The sequence below is a fragment of the Streptomyces sp. NPDC003393 genome (genome assembly GCF_053589015.1).
In genome coordinates, this window is the sequence record NZ_JBSFRB010000003.1 from 15,819 (window position 1) to 40,453 (window position 24,635).

Sequence of the window (24,635 nt, forward strand, 5' to 3'; positions counted from 1 at the left end):
CCGGCTCCTGTCGTCGAATCCTTTCACCGACAAGGCTCACCTACAGCACCCGTTCGCCTCTCGTCCGGATCATCGCGGGCCCGGCGCGGGGGCCCTCGGGCTCAGACGCGGTAGCGGCGCAGCGCCGGTACGGCGGCCGCCAGGACCAGCATCAGGGCGACGACCAGCAGCCCGCCGCCCGCGACGGCGGCACGCGGGCCGAAGGCCGAACCGGCCGTGCCGTGCAGCACGTCGGCCAGCCGCGGGCCGCCCGCCACCACGACCGTGAAGACGCCCTGCATCCGGCCGCGCATCTCGTCGGTGGCGGCGGAGAGCAGGATCGCGCCCCGGAACACCATGGAGACCATGTCGGCGACACCGGCGGCGGCCAGGAACGCCACCGCGATCCAGAGGTTGCGGCTCAGGCCGGATCCGGTGACGGCCAGGCCCCAGGCCGTCACCGCTCCGACGACCATCCAGCCGTGCCTGCGGGCCCGGGAGAAGGTCCCGGAGAACAGGCCGCCGACCACCGCGCCGATGGGGACGGCCGCGAACAGCAGACCCAGCGCCAGGCCCTCGCCGTAGGGGGCGTAGGTCTCGGCGGCGAGTTGCGGGAAGAGGGCGCGGGGCATGCCGAAGACCATGGCGATGATGTCGGCCACGAAGGACAGCAGCAGCACCTTGTGGCCGGATATGTAGCGGAACCCGGCGGCGATCTCGCGCACCCCGGCGCGGCGGGCCGCGGCACCGGACAGCGGCGGCAGCGACGGCAGCCGGACCACCGCCCACACGGTGACGCACAGGGCCACGGCGTCGACGAGGTAGAGCTCGGGCAGGCCGATGACGGGGATCAGCGCGCCGGCCAGCAACGGCCCGGCCACCAGGCCGGTCTGCATGACCGTCGACCCCAGGGCGTTGGCCGCCGGGAGTTCCTCCTCGGGAACCAGCCGGGCGATGGAGGCGTTGCGAGCCGGGGAGTTCAGCCCGAAGAAGGCCTGCTGCACGGCGAGCAGCACCATCAGCACCACGACCGACCCCATCCGGGTCGCCGCCTGCAACCAGAACAGCAGCGAGGTGACGGCGATGCCGCTGTTGGTGACCAGCAGCAGCTTGCGGCGGTCCACGGTGTCGGCGACCGCGCCGCCCCACAGGGCGAACACGACCATGGGCACCAGCCCGGCGAGGCTGGCGTAACCGACCCAGGCGGAGGAGCCCGTGATGTCGTAGATCTGTTTGGGCACGGCGACGGCGGTGAGCTGGCTGCCGACCGCCGTGACGATGGTCGACGACCACAGCCGGCGGTAGGCGGGCCGCCGCAGCGGGCGGGTGTCCATGGCCCAGCGGCGCCAGCCGCGCCGGACGGTTCCGGCGGCGGGCTCCGGGCCGTCGCCGCCCGCCGACGCCCGGGTCGTGCGGTCGCTCTCGGTCCCCGCCTCGCCCGGCCGTGGGGCCGCCGTGCCGCCGTCGGAGCGGCCCGAGGAGTGGTCTGAGGTGTCGGCGGTGTCAGTGGTGTCGCTGGTGTCCACGGGGTCCCTGGTTGGTCGATACATCTTCCTGTCCGGGTTCACTATCGCAGGACCGGCTGTGCCGGTGCGTTTCACCCACGCGGCGGCAGGTGACCCGAAGCCGGACAGGTATATGTACCTGCACATGTTCAGGCATGGACCACAGACGACTTCCGATCGCAGGTGACTCTTCATGGACCAGTGGCGAGACCACGCCGCCTGCCGCGGGCAGGACCCCGACCTCTTCTTCCCGATCGGCACGACCGGCCCGGCGCTGGCACAGCTGGAGCAGGCCAGGGCGGTGTGCCGGCGCTGCCCCGTCCAGGAGCGGTGTCTGGAGTGGGCGCTCGACACGGACCAGACCATCGGCGTGTGGGGCGGCACCACCGAGAGCGAACGCCGTGCGCTGAAGCGGCGGCGCGCCGTGGCCCGTCGCCGCTTCAGGTGACCTTCGTGTGCGGACCGGTCAGCCGCCGGAGCGGCGCATGGTCCCCCACTCCGACTCCTGCCGCCGCACCGCGGCCCGCGCCTCGTCGATGACGCCGAGGGCGATCCAGCACACGGGGTCCACGTCGACCACCAGCGGCTCGTTGTCGGGCCCCCGGCCCGCCTCCCGGCCCTTGAGGACCCAGGGACGGACCCCGGGACCCTTGTCGTGCGGCAGATGCGCGTAGTCGTACAGCCGGCGCGCCACCCACAGCTCCACGGACCGGTTCCGCCACCACTCCTCCACGTCCAGCGGATTGGCCGACAGGCCCGGCATGGGTACGCCGGTGAGGGCGTCGGTGCTCGACGTGGCGCCCAAGTCGGTTCCGGGGCCGCGTGACCAGCGGACGTACAGCCCCCGGTCCCGCTCGACGACGTCGGCCAGTTCGGCCAGCGAGTGCACGACCCGCAGCTCGTCCGATGCGCTCATGCCGTGATCTCCCTCTCCCTCAGGCGCTCGGGGTACCCGCACCCCGGCCGGGGGAATCAGCGCGGCACGGCTCCACGATCACTCGCTCCGGCCGCTGGGGGTCACCCCCCGGCTCTCCGGTGGTGGCGGGGCGGCGGGCAGCCGCAGGGTGAAGACGCTTCCGGCGCCGGGTTCACTGACCGCCGTGGCGGTGCCTCGGTGGGCGGCGGCCAGGTGGCGGACGATGGCGAGGCCGAGGCCGCTGCCGCCGGTGCGGCGGCTGCGGGACTTCTCCGCGCGCCAGAACCGGTCGAAGACGTGCGGCAGGTCCGCCGGGCCGATGCCGCACCCGGTGTCGGTCACGTCGAGGACGACCTCGTCGCCGTCGAGGCGCGCGGCCACGGTGACCGTGCCCTCGGCGGGTGTGTGGCGCAGGGCGTTGGAGACCAGGTTGCCGAGCGCCTGCCGCATGCGTACCGGGTCCGCGTCCAGCCAGGGTTCGCCGTCCGCCCGGGCGCGCAGGGCGACACCCTCGGCGTCGGCGGCCACGCGGTGGGCGGCGACGACCTGGTCGAGCAGGTCGCGGACGCGCAGCGGTTCACGGTGCAGGCGCAGGGTGCCCGCGTCGGCGGCGGCCAGGTCCTGGAGGTCGTCGATGATCCGCTGGAGCACCAGCGCCTCGTCGTGCAGGGACGCCAGCAGGGCGGGGTCGGGGTCGACGAGGCCGTCCCCGGCGACCTCCAGCCAGCCGCGGATGTTGGTGAGCGGGCTGCGCAGTTCGTGGGCGATGTCGCTGACCATCGCCTTGCGTTGGGCCTCCAGCCGCTCGCGGCGCTCGGTCAGCGCGTTGAACGCCACGGCGAGCAGACCGGTCTCGTCCCGGGTGGTCACCGGGACCCGCACGTGGAGTTCGGGTGGCTGCCGGGCCGCCTCGGTCAGGGCGCGCAGGGGCCGTACGAGCCGGGTGGCGACCACGGCCGTCACGGCGACGGTGACGGCGAGCACCAGGCCGGCCGCGCCGATGATCTTGGCCTTGTTGGCGGGCGACATGACGAAGCGGGACTCGGTGCCGGCCCCGCCGCCGAGGTAGAGCTGGGCGACCGGGGCCACGTAGGGATCGAGTTGTGCGCGGCGGGCGCTGTCGGCGCACTCCTGCGCCTTCTTCGCCTCCGCCGGGTCTCCCGACTTCGCGATCTTGGCCACGACGAGGCGGGTGCCCGCGGTCATGTCGGCGGGGTCGAAGAGGGAGAACAGCGGGGTCTGCGGGTCCAGTCCCTGATGGCTCAGGCAGGTGCGGGCCCGCCGCGCGAGCACGTCGAGCGCCTTCTGCTCGGTGGCGGTGGGGGCGTTGAGGCGACCGTCCGCGCACTCGGTCGCTGTGGAGCCGGGACCGTCCGTCGCGGTGACGACCGGGCGACCGCTCGGTAGGCGCCGGACGGTGGTCTCGACGCCGTGGCGCTGGAAGCAGTTCCTGCGCTTGTCGGCCAGGACGTCCAGCCGGGTCCGTTCCGTGGCAGGCAGCCGGAAGGGGCCGACGGCGCGTGGGTCGATGCCGCTGCGCTGAGCGCCGCGCTGGGTGTAGGTGTCGGTGTGCAGGGGGTCGATGGTCGCGGCGGCGTTCGGGGGCAGCGGGCCGCCGTGCGACGCGGAGTCGGCGATGGGGGTGCGGTCGGTGGTGGTCAGGGCGATCCGGCGGCCGGTCCGCGAGGCGAGGGCCCGTACGGTCGGCTCGACGCCCTTCCAGTCGGGGTGCGTGGCGGCGTAGCCGCTCAGCCGGGCGAGGATGTCCATGTCGTCGGCGAGGTCCTGGCCCTGCTCCTCGCGCAGGGCGCGGGTGGTGGTCTCCACCGCCAGCCAGGCCGTCGCCGCGACCGAGCACAGGGCGATGAGCACGGAGGCGATCAGCAGCCGGACCAGCAGGCGCTTGCGCAGCGGTATGCCGCCGCTCATGCGCCGCCCCCGCGCGGCGCGTGGCGCCCGCTCATGACCTGCCCCCGCTCAGTTTGTAGCCGACGCCGAAGACGGTGAGCAGGCGGGCCGGGCGGCGCGGGTCGGCCTCGAGCTTCTTGCGCAGGTTCATGATGTGCACGTCGACGGCCCGTTCGGTGGAGGCCCGGTCCAGGCCTCTGGTGCACTGGAGCAGCTGACGCCGGGTGAAGACCCGTTCGGGTTCGCCGGCCATGGCCAGCAGGATCTCGAACTCGGCCGGGGTGCACCCCACCGGCCGCCCCTCGCACCGTACCTCGTGCCGCACCGGATCGACGGCTATGTCCCCGGCCCGTACGGCGGGGTCCGCGCGCCGGTCGTCGGCCCGCCCGCTGCGGCGCAGGACGGTGCGGATCCGGGCCATCAGCTCGCGGGGACTGTACGGCTTGGTCATGTAGTCGTCCGCACCGAGTTCGAGGCCGAGCAGCACGTCGTCCTCGGCCGAGCGGGCGGTGAGCATCAGCACCGGGACGTCGTCGTCCCGGCGCAGCACCCGGCACACCCCGAAGCCGTCGATCACCGGCAGCATCAGGTCCAGGACCACCAGGTCGGGGCGGTCGAGCCGGGCCGCGTCCAGGGCGGCCCGGCCGTCGTGGACCACGGTCGCGGTGTGGCCCTCCGCCAGCAGCGACCGGCGTATGAGTTCGGCCTGCATCTCGTCGTCCTCGGCGACCAGCACATGTGCGCACACTCGGTGAATCCTATTTTCAGCGGCGCAGGGACGCCGCGTCGCCCATGACGACGACGGGGTGCCGGGCCGGGTCGAGGGTCAGCAGCAGTTCCTTCATGTGCCGTTCGGCGAGGCTGACGCAGCCGTGGGTGGGGCCGCCGTGGTCGACGTGCAGCCAGATGCCGCCGCCACGGCTCGCGCCCAGCGGGCGGGTCCAGTCGAGCGGCGAGGTGCCCGGCCGGCGGTTGTAGTCGATGGCGACGACGTAGTCGAACGACCCGGCCAGCGACTCCCCTTCGAAACCGGTGCCGGGCGAGGTGAACCCGGCGGAGTGGTGGTACGGCAGCCGGGTCCCGGGGTCGCGCTTCAGGCCGCCCGCGTCGCTGAGGGTGTAGACACCGACGGGCGAGCGCAGGTCGCCGGCGAGGTGGTGGTCGGTCCAGCCCTTGAGGGCGTTGTGCGCGGGCCGGCTCTCCCCGGCCCGCCAGCCGGTGCCGTCGCGCTGGTACAGCACGACCGTGGAGTCCGGGGAGTCGTGGCCGCGTCCGGTGACCACGACGACCTGCCGGGAGCGGGAGGGTATCGCCGCCAGGGTCCGGGGGCCCAGGCCGGGTATGTGCTGCGGGGCCGCGTCGACCGAGATCTCGGGGCGGGGTGCGGGAGCGCCGGTCGGTGCGGTGACGGGGGCGGACGGAGTGCCGGACACCGCCACCGCACCGCCGCCGCATCCGGTGAGCAGCAGGCACACGGCGACCAGGGTGACACGGGGACTGCGAGTGATCATGTGTCGACCATGGCCGACACGTGTGAGGAACTCGTCAGGTTCCCGGTGCCATCGCCCCGTGGGCGCGCCGTTCAGGCCGTCTGGTCGGCCGCCGCGCGTCCCGCCGCGCGCCCGGAGAACAGGCAACCGCCGAGGAACGTGCCCTCCAGGGCGTTGTAGCCGTGGACGCCGCCGCCGCCGAAGCCGGCGACCTCGCCGGCCGCGTACAGGCCCTCGACGGGCGTGCCGTCCGCGCCGAGGGCGCGGGAGTCGAGGTCGGTCTGGATGCCGCCGAGGGTCTTGCGGGTCAGGATGTGCAGCTTGACGCCGATGAGGGGGCCGGCCGCGGGGTCCAGGACGCGGTGCGGGGCAGCGACCCGGCCGAGGCGGTCGCCGAGGTAGCGGCGGGCGTTGCGGATGCCCTGGACCTGGGCGTCCTTGCTGTACGGGTTGGCCATCTGCAGGTCGCGGGCCTCCACCTGGCGGCGCACCTCGGCGGCGTCCAGGAGCGGCTGGTCGGTGAGCTTGTTCATCTTCTCGACGAGTTGGTCGAGGGTGTCGGCGACCACGAAGTCCGCGCCGTGCCGCAGGAAGTCCTGCACGGGCCCGGGCGCGCCCTTGCCGAGCAGCCGGTCGCGCAGCACGGCCCGGCGGTCCTTGGCGGTGATGTCGGGGTTCTGTTCGGAGCCCGACAGGGCGAACTCCTTCTCGACGATCTTCCGGGTGAGCACGAACCAGGAGTGGTCGTGACCGGCGATGTCCTCCGTGGTGCGCAGGTGCCGGAGGGTGCTCAGGGTGTCGTAGCCGGGCAGGCACGGGTCGGGCAGGCGGCGGCCGAGGGCGTCGAGCCAGATGGAGGACGGTCCGGGCAGGATGCGGATGCCGTGGCCGGGCCAGATCGGGTTCCAGTTCCGCACGCCCTCGGTGTAGTGCCACATGCGGTCGCGGTTGACCAGCCGGGCGCCGGCCGCCGCGCTGATGTCGAGCATCCGGCCGTCGACGTACGCCGGGACGCCCGTGACCATGTCGGCCGGGGGCGTGCCGAGCCGCTCGGGCCAGTAGCGGCGGACGATGTCGTGGTCGGCACCGATGCCGCCGGAGGTGACGATCACGGCCTGCGCGGTGAGTTCGAACGCGCCCACCGCGTCCCGGTTGGAGGCCACGCCCCGCGGCGCGTCGTCCTCGGCGAGCACCGTGCCGCGCACTCCGCGCGCCGCGCCGCCCTCGACGACGAGTTCGTCCACCCGGTGCCGGTGGTGGAAGGTGAGCAGGCCGTCCCGCGCGGCCTGCCGGGAATGGTCGGCGAACGGCTCGACGACGCCCGTGCCGGTGCCCCAGGCGATGTGGAAACGGGGTACGGAGTTGCCGTGGCCGTCGGCCCTGAGGTCACCGCGCTCGGCCCACCCCACGGTGGGCAGCAGGCTGATGCCGTGTCCGGCGAGCCAGGACCGCTTCTCCCCCGCCGCGAACTCGACGTAGGCGCGCGCCCAGCGCACCGCCCAGGAGTCCTCGTCGTCGAGCCGGTCGAACTGCGCGCTGCCCTGCCAGTCGTTCCAGGCCAGTTCGAAGGAGTCCTTGATGCCGAGGCGCCGCTGCTCGGGCGAGTCGACGAGGAACAACCCTCCGAAGGACCAGTACGCCTGCCCACCGAGGTTGGCGGCGTTCTCCTGGTCGACGAGGGCGACCCTGCGGCCCCGGCTGGTCAGTTCATGCGCGGCGACCAGCCCCGCGAGGCCGGCTCCGACGACGATGACGTCCGCGTCCATGGCGTCCGATCCCTTTCTCCGGTCCACGTGTCCGACCCGTTTTCGATACGCGAATGTATCCGATACACCGTTGTATCGGACAGGGGTCGGGCACTCGTCTTCGGAACCAGTTGATAGGAACACATTTTCGATTCGGTTGTACGCTGGAGCCATGACCGCGCACCACCTCCAGGGCTCCCTCTTCGACCAGGCCGACGAGCTCCGGCTCGGCCCGCTGGACGGACTGCGCCGCACGGTGCTCGGCCGCGGCGCCTGGATCGACCTGCTGCCCGGGTGGCTCGAGGGCGCCGACGACCTCTTCGAACGGCTGGCCGCCGAGGTGCCCTGGCGCGCGGAGCGCCGCACGATGTACGACAACGTCGTGGCCGTACCCCGTCTGCTCGCCTTCTACGGGGCGGACGACCCGCTCCCCCATCCGGTGCTCACCGAGGCTCGTGACGCCCTGACCGCGCACTACGGCCGTGAGCTGGGCGAGCCGTTCACCACGGCCGGGCTGTGCTACTACCGCGACGGCCGGGACAGCGTCGCCTGGCACGGCGACCGGATCGGGCGCGGCGCACGCGAGGACACGATGGTCGCGATCCTCTCCGTGGGGGCGCCCCGGGACCTGCTGCTGCGTCCGGCGGGAGGCGGCCCCACCATCCGCCGGCCGCTGGGACACGGCGACCTGATCGTCATGGGCGGATCCTGCCAGCGCACCTGGGAACACTGCGTGCCCAAGAGCACCCGGGCCACGGAACCGCGCATCAGCATCCAGTTCCGCCCGTCCGGGGTGCGCTGAGCGGCCGGTCCGACCGCCGGCGCCCGCACCACCACCGTCCTCGTCGTCGCCGGCTCCCGCACGCGGAGCCGGCCGGCACCGGGGTTCCCGTCACCACCGACCGCCGCCGGGCACCCCCCTCCGTGCCACGTCCGGGCCCCGTCTGATTTGCTGTCCCCGTCGGGCAGCGGGCCCGAGGATGTCGAGGAGATCGATGCGGGCGGACGTGCAACAGGTCGCCGACGGCACCTATCTGGTGCACGGCAGCAACACCAACTGGGTGATCCTGACCGAGGGCGACGCGGTCACACTGATCGACACCGGCTACCCCGGCGACCGGCGGCACCTGCTCGACTCGCTGGCCGCCGTGGGCAGCTCGCCGCAGGCCGTGGCCGCCGTGCTGATCACCCACGCCCACAACGACCACCTGGGCTCCGCCGAGTACCTGCGCGCCACCTACGACACCCCCGTGCAACTGCACGAGGCGGAAGTACCGCATGCCCGGCGGGACTTCCTGCACCAGGTGACCGTCGGCACGGTGCTGCGCAACGGCTGGCGGCCGGGCGTGCTGCCGTGGGCGGTGCACTCGCTGCGCGTCGGCGGCACCGCGCATCTGCCGGTGGCCGCACCGGAGCCGTTCCCGGCGGTGGGTCCGCTGGATCTGCCGGGGCGTCCCGTGCCCGTGCACACACCGGGCCACACCCGCGGCCACGTCGCCTTCCACCTGCCGGACGCGGGCGTGCTGATCTCCGGCGACGCCCTGGTCAGCGCCCACCCCACCTCGCGGATCCGGGGCCCCCAGCTGCTGCCCGACATGTTCCACCATGAACGCGCCCGGGCCCTGACCTCGCTGGACATCCTCGAAGGCCTGCCCGCGGACGTGCTGCTGCCCGGCCACGGGCCCGTGCACCGGGGCCCGGTCGGGCAGGCCGTGCGGCGGGCACGGGAACACGCGCTCTAAGCTCTGCGCCATGGCCTTGCAGATCAGCGCCACCAACCCGGAGCATCCCGCACTCCTGCTCGAACTGCCGTGGGACACACCGCTCGAGGAGTGGCCCGAGGAGTACCTCGTGCCGCTGCCGCGCGGCATCTCCCGGCACGTGGTGCGCTACGCCCGGGCCGGTGACGAGGTGATCGCCGTCAAGGAGCTGGCCGAACGGCCCGCGCTGCGCGAGTACGAGCTGCTGCGCGACCTGGACCGGCTCGCCATCCCAGCGGTGGACCCGCTCGCCGTGGTCACCGGCCGCACCGACCGCTCGGGCGCCCCGCTGGAGCCGGTGCTGGTCACCCGGCACCTGGGCGGCTCGATGCCGTACCGGTCGATGTTCGAGACGACGCTGCGCCCGGCCACCATGCACCGGCTGATGGACGCCCTGGCCGTGCTGCTGGTGCGGCTGCACCTGACCGGTTTCGCCTGGGGCGACTGCTCGCTGTCCAACACGCTCTTCCGGCGCGACGCGGGCGCCTACGCCGCCTACCTCGTCGACGCCGAGACCGGCGAACTGCACCCGCGGCTGAGCACGGGGCAGCGGGACTACGACCTGGATCTGGCCCGGGTGAACATCAGCGGCGAACTGCTCGACCTGGAGGCCTCCGGTGCGCTGCACCCGGCGGTGGACCCGGTGGAGTTCGGCACCGAGATCTGCGACCGCTACCGCGGACTGTGGGAGGAGCTGACCCGCACCTCGGTCTACCCGGCGGGCAAGTACCACTACATCGAGCGCCGGATACGACGGCTCAACGACCTCGGTTTCGACGTCGCCGAGATGCAGATCGAGCACGCCTCGAACGGCTCCACGGTCACCTTCGTGCCCAAGGTCGTCGACGCCGGCCACCACCAGCGGCAGCTGCTGCGCCTGACCGGCCTGGACACCGAGGAGAACCAGGCACGGCGGCTGCTGACCGACCTGGAGAGCTGGATGGCCACCCAGGACGACTACGCCCCGGGCGACCCCCTGGCGGCCCGCCCGGAGGTGCTCGCGCACCGCTGGGTGCGGGAGGTGTTCCGGCCCACCGTGCGGGCCGTTCCCCGCGAGCTGCGCGCCGCCATGGACCCGGCCGAGCTCTACCACCAGCTCCTCGAGCACCGCTGGTACCTGTCCGAGCGCGCCCAGCACGACATCGGCCTGGACACGGCCGTCGCCGACTACGTCAAGAACATCCTGCCCAAGGCGCGCGCGGCGCTGGATCCGGCGTCGTCCGAGTGAGGGCTCAGGCCGGCGGGACGACCGCGACCGGGCAGCCGGCGTGGTGCAGCACCCCGTACGCGACGGAACCGATCCGGGCGCCGATCGCGGTCCGGCGGGCGCGGCGGCCCACGACCACCAGCTGGGCGCGTCCGGCCGCGGACAGCAGCACCTGCCCCGCACTGCCCATCTCGACCTGCTCGACGACGGGGACGTCCGGGAAGCGCTCCCGCCACGGCCGCAGCGCGGCGGCCAGCTCGTCGGCCTCGTACGGCTCCAGGCCTCCGGCCTCGTCGAGCAGCTTCAGCGAGCCGGGGCTGTAGGCGAACACCGGCGGCAGGGTCCAGGCGCGCACGGCGCGGACGGTGGCGCCCCGCGCGGCGGCCGTCTCGAAGGCGAACCGCAGGACCTCGGCGCTGTCCTCGGGGGTACCCTGCTGGCCGACCACGACCTCCCGTCCGGCGGCCTCGGCCGCGGGTTCGTCCCCGGCCCGCACCAGGACGACGGGCCGTACGGCCTCGGCGATCACCTGCCGGCTCACGGAGCCGAGGAGGAAGCCGACCAGGGCGCCGCGCCCGCGCGAGCCGAGCACCAGCATCCCGGCGTCCGCCGCGGCGGCGGCCAGCTCACGGGCGGCGCCGCCCTCCACGACGTCCGTGGTCACGTCCAGGTCCGGGTGGCGCCCGGCGATGGCGCGGAGCGTCTCGGCCATGGCGTCACGCACCGACTGCTGCTGCGCCTCCCGGTCCCCCAGGTGGAAGACGTCGTGCACCTCGAAACTCCAGACGCTCACCACCCGCAGCGACAGCCGGCGGCGCTCGGCCTCCCGGCCCGCCCAGGCCAGCGCGGCGAGGCTCTCCTCCGAACCGTCCACCCCTGCCGTGATCGGCCGCGTCATGCCGTCCGCCTCCCTGTGTCGGGGTCTGTTCCGTGCGCCCAGTCTTCCCCACCGCGACCGCCCCGCCGCGGAAGGGGTCCGCGCGGTCCGGCGCCCGCCTTCCCGGTACCCGAGCGAAGCGGGGCGATCGAACATACGATGGGCGAAAGTCGGCGCGGTGACGCGTCCGGAGCCGCACACCGTGCCGCCGATCCGACCGCTCGGGGTGGGAGACACATGACTCAGGCCGCGGAGGCCGCGCGGACCGTCATCATGACCGTGGACGACGATCCGGGAGTGTCCCGTGCCGTCGCCCGTGACCTGAGGCGGCGCTACGGCGAGTCGTACCGGATCGTGCGCGCGGAGTCCGGCGAGTCCGCGCTGGACGCGCTGCGCGAGCTCAAGCTGCGCGGCGACCTCGTCGCGGTGATCCTGGCCGACTTCCGCATGCCGCGGATGAACGGCATCGAATTCCTGGAACAGGCCCTGGACGTGTACCCGGGAGCGCGCCGGGTGCTGCTGACCGCGTACGCCGACACCAACGCGGCGATCGACGCGATCAACGTGGTGGATCTGGATCACTACCTGCTCAAGCCGTGGGACCCGCCCGAGGAGAAGCTGTACCCGGTCCTGGACGACCTCCTCCGGGCGTGGCGCACGAGCGACCACCGGCCGGTGCCCAGCACCAAGGTGGTCGGGCACCGCTGGTCGGCGCGGTCGTCGGAGGTCAGGGAGTTCCTGGCGCGCAACCAGGTGCCCTACCGCTGGTACTCCTCCGACGAGCCCGAGGGGCAGCGGCTGCTGAAGGCGGCCGGCCAGGACGGGCGGCGGCTGCCGCTGGTGGTCACGCCGGACGGCACGCCGCTGGTGGAGCCGGAGGCACCCGAGCTCGCGGCCCACGTGGGGCTGGCCACGACACCGGCGGCCGACTTCTACGACCTCGTCGTGATCGGTGGCGGCCCCGCCGGGCTCGGCGCGGCGGTGTACGGCGCCTCGGAGGGGCTGCGCACGGTGCTGGTGGAACGGTCGGCGACGGGCGGGCAGGCCGGGCAGAGCTCCCGGATCGAGAACTACCTGGGTTTCCCCGACGGCGTGTCCGGCGCCCAGCTCACCGACCGGGCGCGGCGGCAGGCCGCCCGCTTCGGCGCCGAGATCCTGACCGCGCGGGAGGTGACGGGCCTCGAGGCCAACGGTGCCGCCCGGATCGTCCGCTTCGCCGACGGGTCGGCGATCGCCGCGCACAGCGTGATCCTGGCGACCGGGGTGCAGTACCGGCAGCTGGACGCCGAGGGCTGCACCGATCTCACCGGCTGCGGGGTGTTCTACGGCTCGGCGCTGACGGAGGCGGCCGCCTGCCAGGGGCAGGACGTGTACATCGTCGGTGGCGCCAACTCGGCGGGCCAGGCCGCGATGTACCTGTCCCGGAGCGCGAAGTCGGTGACGCTGCTGGTGCGCGGTACCGACCTGACGGCGTCGATGTCGTACTACCTCGTCCAGCAGATCGACGAGGCGCCGAACATCTCCGTGCGCAGCCACACCGTCGTGGACGCGGCCCATGGCTCCGAGCACCTGGAGCGGCTGACGCTGCGGCACACGGTGACCGGGGAGACCCAGCAGGTCGACGCCCAGTGGATGTTCGTGTTCATCGGCGCCGCCCCGCTGACCGACTGGCTCGGCGACACCGTGCTGCGCGACGAGCGCGGGTTCATCCTGGCCGGGCCGGACCTGACCCCCGACGGGCGGCCGCCGGCGGGCTGGGCGTTGGACCGGCCGCCGTACCACCTGGAGACCAACGTGCCCGGTGTGTTCGTGGCGGGCGACGCGCGCGCGGAGTCCGCCAAGCGTGTCGCGTCCGCCGTCGGAGAGGGAGCCATGGCCGTGATGCTGGTCCACCGCTACCTGGAGCAGTCATGACCGGGCAGTCGATGCCGTGCAGCCCCAGGGAGATCGGTTCGCTGTTCCTGTTCGAGAAGCTCTCGCCGGAGCAGCTGGGCCGGCTGTGCGCCGCGGGGCGGGTGGAGCGGTTCGAGCCCGGCCCGGTGTACACCGAGGGCGAGCCGGCCACCTGCTTCTTCGTGATGATCGAGGGCACGGTGGTGCTCTCCCGCCGGATCGGCGGCGACGACGTGGAGGTCACCCGGACCTCGCAGCCGGGGGTGTACGCGGGCGCCACGCAGGCGTACGTCGGCGACCGGTTGCGCCAGGTGTACAACAACTCGATGCGCGTCACGGAGCCGACGCGGTTCTTCATGGTGCCCGCGGACACGTTCGCCGGCGTCATGCGGGAGTGGTTCCCGATGGCGGTTCACCTGCTGGAGGGGCTGTTCTTCGGGGCCAAGAGCAGCCAGGCGGTGACCCAGCAGCACGAGCGGCTGCTGGCGCTCGGCTCCCTGTCCGCCGGTCTCACGCACGAACTCAACAACCCCGCGGCGGCGGCCGTGCGAGCCACGGAGACGCTGCGGGAACGGGTGGCCAAGATGCGGCACAAGCTCGCCGTGATCACGGAAGGCCACTTCTCCCGCGAGCAGTTGGCCGATCTCATCGACATCCAGGATCGCACCGCCGAACGGGTCGCCAAGGCGCCGTCGCTCAGTCCGCTGGAGGCCTCCGACCGGGAGGACGCCCTCACCGACTGGCTGGAGGACCACGGCATCGAGCAGGCCTGGCAGCTCGCGCCCACCTTCGTGCAGGCCGGGCTCGACGTCGACTGGCTCGAGGAGGTCGCGGTGGCGGTCGGCGAGGAGATCCTGCCGGGGGCCGTGGGGTGGCTCAACTACACGGTGGAGACCGAGCTGCTGATGGACGAGATCGCGGACTCCACCACCCGCATCTCACACCTGGTGGACGCCGCCAAGCAGTACTCCCAGCTGGACCGCGCCCCCTACCAGGTCGCCGACGTGCACGAACTCCTCGACAGCACCCTGCTGATGCTGTCCGCGAAGATCGGCCCGCACATCAAGGTGGTCAAGGACTACGACCGTACGCTGCCGAGGATCCCCGCCTATCCGGCCGAGCTCAACCAGGTGTGGACCAACCTGATCGACAACGCCGTCTCCGCCGTCAACAGCGCCGGCGGCGAAGGCATTCTGACGGTGCGGACGGCGCGCACCGGCGACCGCCTCCTGGTCGAGTTCCGGGACACCGGGCCAGGCGTCCCACCGGAGATCCGCGGGCGCATCTTCGATCCGTTCTTCACCACGAAGCCGGTCGGCGAGGGCACCGGGCTGGGGCTGGACATCTCCTGGCGGATCGTGGTCAACAAGCACCACGGCACCCTCCGGGTGGAGTCGGTGCCGGGCGACACGCGCTTCCAGGTGCTGCTGCCGCTGACCGCCGCCGACGACGACACATCACCGAGCCCGACCCTCGAGGAGCCGGCATGAGCAGTGACAACGGAATCGACCCGGATGCCCTGCCGAGCGGCAGCGGCTGTGCGGAGTGCGACGCGGCCGGCGGCTGGTGGTTCCACCTGCGGCGCTGCGCCGCCTGCGGCCACATCGGCTGCTGCGACGACTCGCCGGCCCAGCACGCCACCGCCCACTACCGGGCCACCGGGCATCCGGTGATCCGGAGCTACGAGCCGGGCGAGGGCTGGTTCTGGAACTACGCCACGCAGGAGCTGTACGACTCCGGGCCCGAACTCGCTCCCCCGCAGGCCCATCCGGCCGACCAGCCGGTGCCGGGCCCGGCGGGACGCGTCCCGGCGAACTGGGCGGACACCTTGCGCTGAGTGGTGATCTTGGCGGAACCTTCCCCTCCGGGGCAGGATGCCCGGATGAAGGGTGATCTCTTTTCCAGTGAGCACATGGTGGGCCCCGCGGCCGCGCCGGGCATGTCAGTCGAGAACTCCAAGTGCATCCGGTACACGGTGAACGGCGAGATGCTCGCCCGGCAGGGCTCGATGGTGGCCTATCGGGGCAGTCTCCAGTTCGAACGCAAGGGGCAGGGCGTGGGCGGCATGCTCAAGCGCGCGGTCACCGGAGAGGGGCTGCCGCTGATGGCGGTGCGCGGGCAGGGCGAGGCCTGGTTCGCGCACGAGGCCCAGAACTGCTTCATCGTCGAGGTCGACCCGGGTGACGAGTTCACCGTCAACGGCCGCAACGTGCTCTGCTTCGACGCCTCGCTGTCGTACCGGATCCAGACGGTGAAGGGGTCCGGCATCGCGGGCGGCGGGCTGTTCAACAGCGTGTTCAGCGGGCAGGGCAGGCTGGGCCTGGTGTGCGAGGGCAGTCCGCTCGTCATACCCGTCACGCCCGAGCAGCCGGTGTACGTCGACACGGACGCCGTCGTCGGCTGGACCGCCCACCTCCAGACGTCCCTGCACCGCTCGCAGTCCATCGGCTCGATGCTGCGCGGCGGCTCCGGCGAGGCCGTCCAGCTGATGCTCCAGGGCCAGGGGTACGTCGTCGTCCGCCCGAGCGAGGCCACGCCGCAGAAACCGCAGCAGCACTGAGCCGCCGCAACGTGTTGACCTGCGGCACCCGACCGGGCGAGGGTCGAGACGGTGCGGACCGTCACCCCGCGCCGGAAGGGTGAACTGCCTTGATCGGCATCTCGCAGATCGACACCGCGGCCGAGCGGATCGCCGGACACGTCGTGCGTACCCCCACCGTGCCGAGCCCCGGCCTTTCCGGGCTGCTCGGTGTCCCGGTGACCGCGAAGCTGGAGCTGCTGCAACGCACCGGCTCGTTCAAGGCGCGTGGTGCGACGGCGAAGCTGCTGGCGCTCGGCGAGGCGGAACGGGCCGCGGGCGTGGTCGCGGTCAGCGGCGGCAACCACGGCATCGCGCTGGCGGTGATGGCCGCCGCCCTCGATGTGAAGGCCACCGTGGTCATGCCCAGGACGGCTCCGGCCCGGTCGGTCGAGATCGCGGAGGCGGCCGGGGCGTCGGTGCGGCTGACCGACGGCATGGCCGAGGCGTTCGCGACGGCCACGCGGATGCGCGACGAGGGACTCACCCTCGTCCACCCCTTCGACGACCCGGTGGTGGTCGCCGGGCAGGGCACCGTGGGTCTGGAGCTGGCCCAGGACGCCGACGACCTCACCGATGTGCTCGTCAGTGTCGGAGGCGGCGGGCTGATCGCGGGCGTCGCCGTCGCGCTGCGCGCGCTGCGCCCCGGGGTGCGGGTCTGGGGCGTGGAGACCGAGGGGGCCGAGGCCATGTCGGCGGCGCTGCGGGCCGGCGGTCCCGTGCCGGTGCCGGTGTCCTCGATCAGCACCACGCTGAGCGCCCCGGCGGTGTCGCAGCTGACGTACGAGCATGTCTCCGCCCTGGTGGAGGAGGTGCTCGTGGTCCCGGACCGGGACGCCGTCCAGGGATGTCTGGACCTGGCCGAGCACGCCAAGGTGTGGACCGAGCCCGCCGCGGGCTGTCTGCTGCCGGCGGCCCGGCTGGTGCGGGAGCGGGTCGGCGACGGCGCCCGGTTCGGCCTGGTGGTCTGCGGGGGCAACGCGGCCACGGCCGACATGGTGTCCTGGGCGAGCCGGTTCGAGCTGCTGTGAACTCCCGCCGGGCCGGGAGAATCTGACCGAAAGACAGGAATCGTGTGGGGTCGTGGTCCTTTTGAACGGACCGGGTGCCGGCCCCCGTACCACTGGGAAAGGTGAGAGCCGGGGGTTCGACGAGGGATGACCATGGCCGATGCGCAACCGTCCGCACACGAGTTGGTCGCCGGACGGTACCGGCTCCTTCAGGTCGTCCACCGCGGAACCAATCACGTCTGCTGGTACGGCGAGGACGTCACCGCGGAGCGCCCCCGGCTGCTGACGCGGACCGGGCTGCCGGAGGGCACCGACGCGGAGACCGCCCGCCGTGTCACGGCGCGCGTGATGCGCGTCTCCGAGCGGATGGCGCTGCTGCGGCCGGGCCGGGTCCCCGCAGTCGTCGACGCGGTCGCGCGGTCGGGCGCGCTGTGGACGGTGACCGAGTGGATCGACGGTACGGTCCTGGGTGAACTGCTCGCGGAGCAGGGCCCGTTCACCTACGTGCGGGCGGCCCGCATCGGCCTGGAGGTACTCGACGTACTGGAGGTCGCCCACGCGGAAGGCTTCACCCACGGGGAACTCGGCCCGGGGCAGGTGTTCGTGCGGGACCGGGGCGGGGTCGTGGTGACCGGTTTCGGTCTCGCGGGCGCCACCCTGGCCCCGCGGATCACCGCACCGTCGTACGCGTCCCCGGAGCAGGCGCGTGACGAGCGTGTCGGTCCGGCCGCGGACCTGTGGGCGCTCGGCGCGCTGCTGTACAGCATGGTCGAGGGGCGCCCGCCGTACCGGGACCGGGGCCGGCCCGAGGCCACGCTGAGGGGCGTGGACCGGCTGCCGCTGCGTACCCCACTGCGGGCCGGGCCGCTCACCCGGGCGGTGCAGGGGCTGCTGCGCAAGGACTCCCGGGAACGGCTGACCCCTCCCGTGGTCCGCGAGGCGCTCACCCGGGTCCTGAACGAGGACCCCGACACGATCGCAGCGCAGGTCCCACGGCCACGGCTGCGCGGCGCGTGCACGGTGGCCCGGCAGGCGGGACGGGCCTGGGGCAGCCGGGCCCTGGTCACCGGCACCGGCCTCGCCGTCGTCACCGTCGCCGTCGCCGTGCTGGCCGTCACGCACCTCCTCCCCGGCACCGGAGGCTCAGGCCCGACCGCCGCGTCCGGGGCCTCCGGTCCACCGCCCGCCACCGCGTCCGGCGGCCCGGCCGAGCAGACCACTCCGTCGCCCGCCACCACGTCCCCGTCGGCCACGGCGGCCGGCCCGCCGTCCGGCTTCCACGTCTACCGCGCCGCCGAGGGCTTCTCGGTCGCCCTGCCCACCGGATGGCGGCGACTGAAGACCTCCCGCGCATCCGGCCGTGCGTACCGCGTGGTCTTCGGAGCGGCCGACGACACGCGGACCCTCGCGGTCACCCACAGTGAGGACGTCGGTTCCGACCCGGTCGCGGTGTGGCGGGACGACGTCGAGCCCGGCCTGGAGCGACAGGAGGGCTACCGGCGGATCGGCGGCATCCGGCCGACCACCTACCAGGGGCGCAGGGCCGCCGACATGGAATGGGAGTCCGGGGCTGCCGACCGACGCACGCACACCTTCGGCCGCGGTGTCCTCCTGGGTGGCCGGCGCGGCTTCTCGCTGCGCTTCACGGCCCCCGCCGACGCCTACGGCACGGCGGCGAACCGGCGGGCACTGGAGGTGTTCCTCAGCAGCTTCCGGCCCACCACCCACTGACGCCTCCGGGCCGGCGCCGGCCGACGATTTCCCGCCCCTGGGGCTGATCCCCCGTTTTCAAGCGGATGCGCCGGGGACTCGGCCGTCATGCTGCACATCGGATACACGATGATGACCGAGCAGGCCGGTCCGCGGGAGCTGGTCGGCCATGTGGTGCGTGCGGAGGAGGTGGGCTTCGACTTCTCCGTCACCTCGGACCACTACTTCCCGTGGCTGCGCGCGCAGGGTCACGCACCGTACGCGTGGAGCGTCCTCGGGGCCGCCGCGCAGGCCACCTCGCGCATCCCGCTGATGACGTACGTGACGTGTCCGACCTTCCGCTACCACCCGGCGATCGTGGCGCAGAAGGCGGCGACGGTGCAGTTGCTGTCGCAGGGCAGGTTCCGGCTGGGCCTCGGTTCGGGCGAGAACCTCAACGAGCATGTGGTGGGCGGCGGCTGGCCGTCCGTCGACGTCCGTCACGAACGGCTGGAGGAGGCCGTCGGGATCATCCGCGCGCTGTTCGCGGGCGGCCATGTCACCCGGCACGGCGCGCACTTCGACGTGGAGTCGGCCCGGCTGTGGGACGTGCCGGACACCCCGCCGCCCATCGGCATCGCCGTCTCCGGCGAGCAGTCCTGCCGGGTCGCCGGCCACCTCGCCGACCTGGTCATCGCGGCCGAGCCGAAGGCCGGTCTGCTCCAGGCCTTCGACCGGCACGGCGGCGAGGGCAAGCCCCGGGTGGGCCAGCTCCCGGTGTGCTACGACACCGACCGGGACGCGGCGGTCAAGCGCGCGCACGCGCAGTTCCGGTGGTTCGGCAGCGGCTGGAAAGTCAACTCCGAGCTGCCGCATCCGGACTCGTTCGAATCGGCCACCCAGTTCGTCACCCCGGACGACGTCGCCGGGTCGATCCCGTGCGGCGAGAACCCGGAGGCGTTCGTCGCGGCCGTACGCCCGTACGTCGACGCCGGATTCACGGAGGTGGCGCTGGTGCAGATCGGCGGCGAGGAGCAGGAGCCGTTCCTGGACTGGTCGGCGAAGACCCTGCTGCCCGCGCTGCGCGACGCCTTCGGCTGAGCGCACCGCGAGCGCCCCTCACCGGGAGGTGTACCGGCGCCGGGCCCACAAGGGAAGCACGAACCAGCACAGCAGGTACCAGGCGACCACGAGAACGACCAGCCAGGACACCAGCCCGCCGTGCGTCGCGACTCTGAGGATCAGCAGCAGCGCGGCCGTCATCGTGACGAGCAGCAGGACCAGTCCGACGAACGTCATCCGGGACGCCCACCGCACCGCCTGGGGTTTCACCCGGCGTCCGGAGACGAGGCGGTGCAGGGAGACCGGCCCGATGAGCGCGCCGGTCGCGGAGGCGCCGAGGAAGACCGTGACGATGTAGATGACCTGGTTGGTGTGGGTCAGCGAGTCGTACTTGGGCTGGAACACCACGGTGAGCAGGAAGCCGAAGAGGATCTGCACACCGGTCTGGGCCACCCGCACCTCCTGGATGAGCTCCACCCACATGCGGTCGGCCCGCTCGTCCTCGGTCTCGTCGCGCCCCCGGCGTTTCGCCGCACCGCCACCTGTCGCCGTCACGTCGCCTCCCGCCTCCCGCGGCCCCGCTTCCCGGACGATCCCGGAATTCCTGTCCTCACGGGTGCCCCGGGAAGCGGGAATCCAGCCCCTACGCGCGGGCGGGGCTCACCAGCGAGCCTCCACCTGGTCCTTGATCCGGCGCTCGTAGAGGTCCCGGACCGCCGCCAGGGTCTCGTCGGTCAGTGGGGGCAGCTTGCCCGCCGCCGCGTTGGCGTGGGCCTGCTCCGGGGAACGGGCACCGGGGATGACGGTGGTGACGCCGGGCTGCTGGGCGATCCAGCGCAGCGCCAGCTGGGCGGGGGTGTAACCCTCGGGGGCGAGGGCGGTGAACTCGGCGGCGGCCTGAACGCCCGTCGCGTAGTCGACGCCGGAGAAGGTCTCGCCCTGGTCGAAGGCCTCGCCGTGCCGGTTGTAGGTGCGGTGGTCGTTGGCGGGGAACACCGTGTCCTTGGTGTACTTGCCCGACAGCAGCCCGGAGGCGAGCGGCACGCGGGCGATGATGCCGACACCCGCCTCGCGTGCGGCCGGCAGCACCTCGCGCAGGGGCTTCATGCGGAACGGGTTGAGGATGATCTGCACACTCGCCACGTTCGGCCGGGCGATCGCGGTCAGCGCCTCCGCGCAGGTCTCGACGCTGACGCCGTACGCGGCGATCCGTTCCTCCTCGACGAGGGTGTCCAGCGCGTCGAACACCGCGTCGGTGGAGTACACGGGGGTCGGCGGGCAGTGCAGCTGCACCAGGTCGATGCGGTCGACGCCCAGGTTGCGGCGGGAACGGTCGTTCCATGCGCGGAAGTTGTCCAGGACGTAGTTCTCCGGGATCTGCTCGACGCGCCGGCCCATCTTGGTGGCGACCAGCACGTGCAGGTCCGGCCGGGAGCCGAGGAAGGCGGCGATGGTCGATTCACTGCGCCCGTCGCCGTAGACGTCGGCCGTGTCGAAGAAGGTCACACCCGACTCGGCCGCGGCCTCCAGCACGGCGAGCGCTTCCTTGTCGTCGACGTCGCCCCAGTCGGCGCCCAGTTGCCAGGTGCCGAGTCCGATGACCGACGCGTGCTGCTGCGACCTGCCGAATTCACGTTCTTCCATGCGATCAGTCTGGCACCCGTCGCGGGCGCCCGCGGCACCGGCCACCCTGCCGTCCCGGTCGTCTCACCCGGGCAGGGGGCAGGGTCGTTCGTGGCGGTGTCAGGCGCCCTGCCCGGCTGCCGCCGTGCGGCACTCCGGATGGCCCCAGCCCTGGTCGTTCCTGGCGATGGACTCGCCGGCCGCGTAGGACCTGCCGCATACGCACCGGCCGGGGAACTTCGCCTTGATCGTGCGGGAGGAGGAACTGCCGGCGGCGCCGCCGCGCGCTCGCGCCGGCCTGGTTCCGTTCTTGGTGCCGTTCGTGCGCCGACGCGGCCCGGCGGATGCCGGGGCGGTGGGCGTGGCCGGCGGCTCGGGGGAACCGAGCGCGCTGCCGGCGGGCTGCTGCGCGGTCGCGGCCTGGCTGGCGGCACGGTCGGCGAAGTCGTTCAGCGGGTCGCCGTCGACCTGGTGGGCGGGTACGTAGCGGAAGTCGACGGCACGGCCGTCGAGCAGCTCGTCGATCCGCACGACCAGCTCCTGGTTGGCGACCGGTTTTCCGGCGGCGGTCTTCCAGCCGTTGCGCTTCCAGCCAGGCAGCCAGGTGGTGACGGCCTTCATGGCGTACTGCGAGTCCATCCGGACCTCGAGCGGCACGGCCGGGTCGGTCGCCGTGAGCAGCCGCTCCAGCGCGGTCAGCTCGGCGACGTTGTTGGTCGCGGTGCCGAGGGGGCCCGCCTCCCAGCGGGCCGCGGTCTCGGCGTCCTCGGAGATCACCCACGCCCAGCCCGCGGGTCCCGGATTCCCCTTCGAGGCCCCGTCGCACGCGGCCACCACTCGTTCACGCATGCCCCAGATCATGCCACGCCGGCCCGCGGCCCCAGGCGACGCCCGGGACCCGCCCGGCACGGCACCCAAGCTCCGTCCCCTGTGGCAGGAGCGGTCCACGGACGGGGCGCTCGCCTACGCGATCTCCTCGGACCCGGGCTTCTCTCCCCGGGTCGTGGTGGCGTCGATCACGCTGAGGTGCGCGCCCTGGGGGTCGGTGAGGGACGCGACCCGGCCGAAGGGGCTGTCCATCGGGCCGAAGCGGAGGACGGCGCCGTGCTCGGTGGCGGCGGCGACCGCGGTGTCGCAGTCGGCGACCATGAAGTACACATTGACGTACGAGGGCGCCTCGGGCGGGAAGTCGTCCGTCATCCTCATGCGGCCGAGCATCGCTTCGCCGCCGACGTGGAACACACGGAAGTCGATCGCGTCGTCCTCGAGCTGCTTCGCCGTGTACCCGAAGACCGAGGTGAGGAAGGGGTCCGTCCGCTCGGGCTCGCGGGTGACGAGTTCGGCCCAGCAGTAGGCGCCCGGCACCCCGGTCGCCTCGAAGCCCTCGTGGGCGCCGGCCTGCCACACGCCGAACACGGCGCCGCCGGGCTCGCGGGCCAGGCACATGGTGCCCAGGTCGCCGACCCGCATCGGCTCCATCAGCACGTCGCCGCCCTGCTCGACGATCCTGCGGGCGGTGGCGGCCGCGTCGGGCGAGGCCAGGTACAGGCACCACTGGGACTGGCCCTCCTGCCCCGGCATCGGCGGCACCACGGCTGCCACGGCCCTGCCGTCCGCGTAGGCCTGGGTGTAGTGGCCGTACGCCGAGGACGACTCGCCGAAGGTCCAGCCGAGAACCTCGCCGTAGAAGCTCTTGGCCGCCTCGACGTCGCTGAACATCGCGTCGGCCCAGCAGGGGGCTCCCTCAGGTCGTACCGCCATGGCCGGGATCCTCTCCCGTTCGCTGACTCGGTGATGGCCCGCTTCACACGCTAGCCACCCGCCGGCCGGGTCGCTCGCCGGACGTCGCGGGCCGGACAGGAGGCGCCGCACGCGTGGCGGTCGTCGCGGGCGTCCGCGGCGGGCGTCCGCCACCGGGCGTCCGCCATCGGGCGCCGCGGCCGGGTGGCCGGCCCACTCCCCCGGTCGGGTGGGCCGGCCGCGCGGCCGGCCCGCCTACTCGCCCGCGTGGGCCTTCCGCAGGGCGGCGATGTCGAGCTTGCCCATCGAGAGCATCGCCCGGGTGGCGCGGGCCGCCTTCTCCGGGTCGGGGTCCGAGACCAGCTCGACGAACCCGTCCGGGATGATCTGCCAGGACACGCCGTACTTGTCCTTGAGCCAGCCGCAGGAGCCGGGCTCTCCGCCGTTCTCGGTGAGCCGGGCCCAGTAGTGGTCGACCTCCTCCTGGTCCGCGCAGAAGACCTGGAAGGAGACGGCCTCGCTGAACCGGAACTGCGGGCCGCCGTTCAGCGCCACGAACTTCTGGCCGTTGGCCGTGAACTCGACGACGACCACGGCGCCGGCCGGCCCGGGCCCCGCCTCGGTGTAGCGGGCGATCCGGCCGATGCTGGAGTTCTTGAAGACCGAGACGTAGTACTCGGCCGCCTCCTCGGCCTGGCCGTCGAACCAGAGACAGGTGGTGAATCCTTCGGTGGCCACGGGTTCCTCCTTGGGGTGGGACACGGTCACCTGTATCGACCGGTCCGGGCGGCAGAACTCATCGCTCGCCCGGAAATCGACGCGAAAGAAGAGCGAAGGAGGCCGGACGGCCCTGGTCCGGCGCGAACCCGTGTACCGGCCGGGGCCGCCCGGGGGGTCTCGGAGCGCTCTGCCGGTGGCGAATCTGCCGCGGGCAGAGAAACGGCATCGGACGCCTCTTCGCGGCCGACAGTGGAGTCGACGGCATTCACGCCACGACGAGGAGACCCGATGACTCCACTGACCACCACCGCGTCCCAGCCACGCGCGGAGGAGGGCGACACACCGCCCAGCCGCTTCGACGACCATCTGGCGGCCCAGCTGCTCGCCCAGCGGATCGTGTTCCTGGGCACTCAGGTCGACGAGGTGTCGGCCAACCGGGTGTGCGCGCAGTTGCTGCTGCTGTCGGCCGAGGACCCGCGCACCGACATCAGCCTGTACATCAACAGCCCCGGCGGTTCCGTCACCGCGGGACTGGCCATCTACGACACGATGCGGCTCATCCCGAACGACGTCTCGACGCTGGCGATGGGATTCGCGGCGAGCATGGGCCAGTTCCTGCTGACGGTGGGCGCCCGGGGCAAGCGCTTCGCGCTGCCGCACGCGCGGATCATGATGCACCAGCCGTCGGCCGGGATCGGCGGCACCACCGCCGACATCGAGATCCAGGCGGAGAACCTGGAGCACACCAAACGGACCATCGAGCGGCTCACCGCAGAGCACACCGGTCAGAGCGAGGAGACGATCGCACGGGACGGCGACCGGGACCGCTGGTTCACCGCCGAGCAGGCCAGGGAGTACGGGATGGTGGACCGGGTGGTGGAGTCGCTGGTCGACGTCCGCCCGGCCACGTCGCGCCGACGGATGGGGTTGTGA

At 72.9% G+C, this 24,635-nt stretch carries 24 protein-coding genes; 12 read left to right on the forward strand and 12 right to left on the reverse strand.

The window, feature by feature from the left end; genetic code table 11:
- Positions 1-101: 101 nt before the first annotated feature.
- Complete coding sequence (locus tag ACWDUZ_RS04025; protein WP_451630201.1) at positions 102-1,529, reverse strand: MFS transporter; 1,428 nt, start codon at positions 1,527-1,529, stop codon at positions 102-104.
- Between the two features lie 148 nt (positions 1,530-1,677).
- Between ACWDUZ_RS04025 and ACWDUZ_RS04030 the strand changes: the two genes are divergently transcribed.
- The gene (locus tag ACWDUZ_RS04030) at positions 1,678-1,932 is read left to right on the forward strand and encodes a WhiB family transcriptional regulator (protein WP_451630202.1); all 255 of its coding nucleotides are present in this window, start codon (positions 1,678-1,680) and stop codon (positions 1,930-1,932) included.
- Positions 1,933-1,950: 18 nt separating this feature from the next.
- Here the strand turns inward: ACWDUZ_RS04030 and ACWDUZ_RS04035 are convergent, their stop codons facing one another.
- The 5 genes from ACWDUZ_RS04035 to ACWDUZ_RS04055 form a co-directional block, all read right to left on the reverse strand.
- The gene (locus tag ACWDUZ_RS04035; RefSeq protein ID WP_451630203.1) at positions 1,951-2,400 is read right to left on the reverse strand and encodes a DUF6098 family protein; all 450 of its coding nucleotides are present in this window, start codon (positions 2,398-2,400) and stop codon (positions 1,951-1,953) included.
- A gap of 78 nt (positions 2,401-2,478) precedes the next feature.
- Positions 2,479-4,329: a sensor histidine kinase gene (locus tag ACWDUZ_RS04040; RefSeq protein ID WP_451630204.1), complete on the reverse strand. Its 1,851-nt coding sequence runs from the start codon at positions 4,327-4,329 to the stop codon at positions 2,479-2,481.
- Positions 4,330-4,360: 31 nt separating this feature from the next.
- Positions 4,361-5,056 (reverse strand): response regulator, encoded by a 696-nt coding sequence (locus ACWDUZ_RS04045; RefSeq protein ID WP_451630205.1) that lies wholly within the window; start codon positions 5,054-5,056, stop codon positions 4,361-4,363.
- Between the two features lie 16 nt (positions 5,057-5,072).
- The gene (locus ACWDUZ_RS04050) at positions 5,073-5,819 is read right to left on the reverse strand and encodes a L,D-transpeptidase family protein (RefSeq protein WP_451630206.1); all 747 of its coding nucleotides are present in this window, start codon (positions 5,817-5,819) and stop codon (positions 5,073-5,075) included.
- A 71-nt stretch (positions 5,820-5,890) separates the two neighbouring features.
- Positions 5,891-7,564, reverse strand: a complete 1,674-nt coding sequence (locus tag ACWDUZ_RS04055) for an FAD-binding dehydrogenase (RefSeq protein ID WP_451630207.1) — start codon at positions 7,562-7,564, stop codon at positions 5,891-5,893.
- A gap of 151 nt (positions 7,565-7,715) precedes the next feature.
- Here ACWDUZ_RS04055 and ACWDUZ_RS04060 point away from each other — a divergent pair, with 151 nt between their 5' ends.
- The 3 genes from ACWDUZ_RS04060 to ACWDUZ_RS04070 all read left to right on the forward strand — a co-directional run bounded on the left by ACWDUZ_RS04060 (position 7,716) and on the right by ACWDUZ_RS04070 (position 10,531).
- Entirely contained in the window at positions 7,716-8,345 is a 630-nt protein-coding gene (locus tag ACWDUZ_RS04060) for an alpha-ketoglutarate-dependent dioxygenase AlkB (protein ID WP_451630208.1), read from the forward strand.
- Positions 8,346-8,538: 193 nt separating this feature from the next.
- The gene (locus ACWDUZ_RS04065; protein ID WP_451630209.1) at positions 8,539-9,285 is read left to right on the forward strand and encodes an MBL fold metallo-hydrolase; all 747 of its coding nucleotides are present in this window, start codon (positions 8,539-8,541) and stop codon (positions 9,283-9,285) included.
- 10 nt (positions 9,286-9,295) lie between these two features.
- Positions 9,296-10,531 carry a DUF4032 domain-containing protein gene (locus tag ACWDUZ_RS04070; RefSeq protein WP_451630210.1) on the forward strand — a complete coding sequence of 412 codons (1,236 nt, stop codon included), beginning with the start codon at positions 9,296-9,298 and terminating at the stop codon, positions 10,529-10,531.
- Positions 10,532-10,535: 4 nt separating this feature from the next.
- Here the strand turns inward: ACWDUZ_RS04070 and ACWDUZ_RS04075 are convergent, their stop codons facing one another.
- Positions 10,536-11,408: a universal stress protein gene (locus ACWDUZ_RS04075; protein ID WP_451630211.1), complete on the reverse strand. Its 873-nt coding sequence runs from the start codon at positions 11,406-11,408 to the stop codon at positions 10,536-10,538.
- A gap of 216 nt (positions 11,409-11,624) precedes the next feature.
- On the opposite strand from ACWDUZ_RS04075, the gene ACWDUZ_RS04080 reads away from it, so the two are divergent.
- The 7 genes from ACWDUZ_RS04080 to ACWDUZ_RS04110 all read left to right on the forward strand — a co-directional run bounded on the left by ACWDUZ_RS04080 (position 11,625) and on the right by ACWDUZ_RS04110 (position 19,658).
- Positions 11,625-13,301 (forward strand): FAD-dependent oxidoreductase, encoded by a 1,677-nt coding sequence (locus ACWDUZ_RS04080; RefSeq protein ID WP_451630212.1) that lies wholly within the window; start codon positions 11,625-11,627, stop codon positions 13,299-13,301.
- Positions 13,298-14,770: an ATP-binding protein gene (locus ACWDUZ_RS04085; protein ID WP_451630213.1), complete on the forward strand. Its 1,473-nt coding sequence runs from the start codon at positions 13,298-13,300 to the stop codon at positions 14,768-14,770. The genes ACWDUZ_RS04080 and ACWDUZ_RS04085 overlap by 4 nt, the downstream gene beginning before the upstream one ends.
- Entirely contained in the window at positions 14,767-15,117 is a 351-nt protein-coding gene (locus ACWDUZ_RS04090) for a UBP-type zinc finger domain-containing protein (RefSeq protein ID WP_451630214.1), read from the forward strand. Before ACWDUZ_RS04085 ends, ACWDUZ_RS04090 begins: the two co-directional genes overlap by 4 nt.
- Before the next feature lie 45 nt (positions 15,118-15,162).
- Positions 15,163-15,840 carry an AIM24 family protein gene (locus ACWDUZ_RS04095; protein ID WP_451630215.1) on the forward strand — a complete coding sequence of 226 codons (678 nt, stop codon included), beginning with the start codon at positions 15,163-15,165 and terminating at the stop codon, positions 15,838-15,840.
- An 89-nt stretch (positions 15,841-15,929) separates the two neighbouring features.
- Entirely contained in the window at positions 15,930-16,889 is a 960-nt protein-coding gene (locus tag ACWDUZ_RS04100) for a threonine/serine dehydratase (protein WP_451630216.1), read from the forward strand.
- 126 nt (positions 16,890-17,015) lie between these two features.
- Positions 17,016-18,599 (forward strand): protein kinase domain-containing protein, encoded by a 1,584-nt coding sequence (locus tag ACWDUZ_RS04105; protein WP_451630217.1) that lies wholly within the window; start codon positions 17,016-17,018, stop codon positions 18,597-18,599.
- An 87-nt stretch (positions 18,600-18,686) separates the two neighbouring features.
- Complete coding sequence (locus ACWDUZ_RS04110) at positions 18,687-19,658, forward strand: LLM class F420-dependent oxidoreductase (protein ID WP_451630218.1); 972 nt, start codon at positions 18,687-18,689, stop codon at positions 19,656-19,658.
- Between the two features lie 18 nt (positions 19,659-19,676).
- Here ACWDUZ_RS04110 and ACWDUZ_RS04115 read toward each other — a convergent pair whose 3' ends face one another.
- The 5 genes from ACWDUZ_RS04115 to ACWDUZ_RS04135 form a co-directional block, all read right to left on the reverse strand.
- Complete coding sequence (locus ACWDUZ_RS04115; RefSeq protein ID WP_451630219.1) at positions 19,677-20,174, reverse strand: DUF6328 family protein; 498 nt, start codon at positions 20,172-20,174, stop codon at positions 19,677-19,679.
- Between the two features lie 105 nt (positions 20,175-20,279).
- Positions 20,280-21,263 carry an aldo/keto reductase gene (locus ACWDUZ_RS04120; RefSeq protein ID WP_451630220.1) on the reverse strand — a complete coding sequence of 328 codons (984 nt, stop codon included), beginning with the start codon at positions 21,261-21,263 and terminating at the stop codon, positions 20,280-20,282.
- Positions 21,264-21,362: 99 nt separating this feature from the next.
- Complete coding sequence (locus ACWDUZ_RS04125; RefSeq protein WP_451630221.1) at positions 21,363-22,103, reverse strand: ribonuclease H family protein; 741 nt, start codon at positions 22,101-22,103, stop codon at positions 21,363-21,365.
- Between the two features lie 102 nt (positions 22,104-22,205).
- Positions 22,206-23,003: a VOC family protein gene (locus ACWDUZ_RS04130; RefSeq protein WP_451630222.1), complete on the reverse strand. Its 798-nt coding sequence runs from the start codon at positions 23,001-23,003 to the stop codon at positions 22,206-22,208.
- Between the two features lie 234 nt (positions 23,004-23,237).
- Positions 23,238-23,720: a VOC family protein gene (locus ACWDUZ_RS04135; RefSeq protein WP_451630223.1), complete on the reverse strand. Its 483-nt coding sequence runs from the start codon at positions 23,718-23,720 to the stop codon at positions 23,238-23,240.
- 270 nt (positions 23,721-23,990) lie between these two features.
- Between ACWDUZ_RS04135 and ACWDUZ_RS04140 the strand changes: the two genes are divergently transcribed.
- A complete protein-coding gene (locus ACWDUZ_RS04140; protein WP_451630224.1) occupies positions 23,991-24,635 on the forward strand; it encodes a ClpP family protease in 645 nt (214 codons plus the stop codon).